The sequence below is a fragment of the Pseudomonas sp. NY15364 genome, from assembly GCF_048068235.1.
In the GTDB taxonomy this organism is placed as follows: Bacteria; Pseudomonadota; Gammaproteobacteria; order Pseudomonadales; family Pseudomonadaceae; genus Aquipseudomonas; species Aquipseudomonas mendocina_D.
This window is the reverse complement of the sequence record NZ_JBLUPX010000076.1, coordinates 1-1,672: the sequence shown is the minus strand read 5'-3', so window position 1 is coordinate 1,672 and position 1,672 is coordinate 1. Positions and strand designations below refer to the sequence as shown.

Sequence of the window (1,672 nt, the reverse complement as noted above, 5' to 3'; positions counted from 1 at the left end):
CCCCCGGTGTCAGGATAGTTGTCGCCTGATCGGATTCACCCAAACTGAACCCCGGGGGCGGAAAGAGCCATGCAATGCCGCGTTACTCTGCTGAACGAAAAGCTGCCCTGCTGAAGAAGCTGCTGCCACCGATCAACCTGTCCGTGGCTGAGGTCGCCCGCCAGGAAGGCGTCTCCGAGATGACCCTGTATGCTTGGCGCAAACAGGCCAAGGCTGAAGGAGCCCCCGTGCCAGGAGACAAGAAACTGCCCGATGACTGGTCGGCCGAGGCCAAGTTCGCCGTCGTGCTGGAAACCGCTGCGCTGTCGGAAATCGAACTGAGCGAGTACTGCCGACGTAAGGGGCTCTACCCCGAGCAGGTGCAGACCTGGCGGCAGGCGTGCATCAGCGGCCAGCAGTCGGCACAGGCGCAGCGACAGGCCGAGCGCGAGCAAGCCAAGGCAGACAAGAAACGCATCCGTGAGCTGGAGCGCGAGCTGCGCCGCAAGGACAAGGCGTTGGCCGAGGCGGCAGCGATTCTGGTGCTGCGAAAAAAGCTGAACGCCTACTGGGGCAACGACAGCGAGGACAACTGATCCCGCTGCCAGAACGGCAGAAACTCGTTGAATGGCTGAACGAAGCCGTCGCCGCAGGTGCCCGTAAAACGTTGGCCTGCAAGGAGCTGAGCGTGTCCCTGCGCACCCTGCAACGCTGGACCGAGGAGAACGTCGTGCGCGCTGATGCCCGCCCCACAGCCAAGCGACCGGTGCCGCGCAATGCACTGAGCCCGGCTGAGCGCGAAGCCATCCTGGCCGTCTGCAACAGCCCGGAATACGCGCATCTGCCGCCCAGCCAGATCGTGCCGAGGCTGGCGGATGCCGGGCGTTACCTGGCCTCGGAGTCGACGTTCTACCGCGTCCTGCACGCAGCCGATCAGCAGCATCGCCGCGGTCGCAGCCAGCCACCGCGCACGGTGAAAGCGCCGACCAGCCATGTAGCGACCGCCGCCAATCAGGTCTGGTCATGGGACATCACCTATCTCCCGGCGGCGGTACGCGGGAAGTATTTCTACCTGTACCTGATCGAAGACATCTACAGCCGCAAGGCGGTGGGCTGGGAGGTCCACGAACAGGAAAGCGGCGAGCTGGGTGCCATGCTGCTGCAACGCAGCGTGCTCAGCGAGCAGTGCCTGCTCAAGCCGCCGGTACTGCACTCGGACAACGGTGCACCGATGAAATCGGCGACCATGCTGCAAAAGATGTACGACCTGGGCGTCACGCCGTCGCACAACCGCCCGCGGGTGAGCGACGACAACCCCTACTCGGAATCGCTGTTCCGCACGCTGAAATACTGCCCGCAGTGGCCGAAACAAGGCTTCGCCGACCTGGAAGCGGCACGTTGCTGGGTGAGAGATTTCATCCGCTGGTACAACCACGAGCACCGGCACAGCCGCATCGGTTTCGTGACACCGGCAGAGCGCCATCGGGGTGAAGATCACCGCGCGCTGGCCCATCGCCATGCGCTGTACCAAGAAGCCCGCCAGCGCATGCCGGAGCGCTGGTCAGGCACCACACGCAACTGGACGCCGGTCGGAGCGGTGACACTCAACCCCGAGCGGGAGCAGGAACAACAGCCGCAGAAAAAGGCGGCCTGAAAACACGGTCGACGCGACAACTATCTTGAAAAACGCCGG

1 protein-coding gene is annotated in these 1,672 nt (G+C 64.0%); it reads left to right on the top strand.

What is annotated here, in order from left to right; translation table 11 throughout:
* Nucleotides 1-74: 74 nt before the first annotated feature.
* A protein-coding gene (locus ACNFCJ_RS23965; protein ID WP_154100869.1) for an IS3-like element ISPa31 family transposase occupies nt 75-1,633 on the top strand; the annotation gives its coding sequence in 2 pieces (ribosomal slippage) (nt 75-537 and nt 537-1,633; 1,560 coding nt in all).
* The last annotated feature ends 39 nt before the right edge of the window (nt 1,634-1,672 follow it).